Genomic DNA, 333 nt, shown 5'->3' with positions numbered 1-333 from the left:
TAAGGAAGTGAGCTTCTAACTCATGATGACGATAAAAATTTTGCCAGCTAGGCTCGCCAACCAAATTGCGGCAGGGGAAGTGGTCGAAAGACCTGCCTCTGTCATCAAAGAGTTGGTGGAAAATAGCCTCGACTCTGGCGCAACCCGAATCGATATCGACATCGAAAAAGGCGGTGCCAAGCTTATTCGTGTTCGTGACAACGGAAAAGGGATTGCGAAAGATGAGCTCGGGCTGGCACTCAGTCGTCATGCAACGTCTAAAATCCATACCTTAGATGATTTAGAAGCGATCATGAGCTTGGGCTTTCGTGGAGAGGCATTGGCGAGTATCAG

The 333-nt window shown here is 48.6% G+C and carries 1 protein-coding gene; it reads left to right on the top strand.

What is annotated here, in order from left to right; all coding sequences use genetic code 11:
* Window positions 1–25 precede the first annotated feature (25 nt).
* A partial coding sequence (mutL, locus tag R8N47_RS23855) for a DNA mismatch repair endonuclease MutL (RefSeq protein ID WP_412034478.1) occupies window positions 26–333 on the top strand: 308 nt, incomplete at its 3' end.

Source organism: Vibrio sp. 2132-1 (assembly GCF_033344315.1).
Note: the sequence above shows the minus strand (reverse complement) of the source record. Positions and strands in the feature narration are given on the sequence as shown.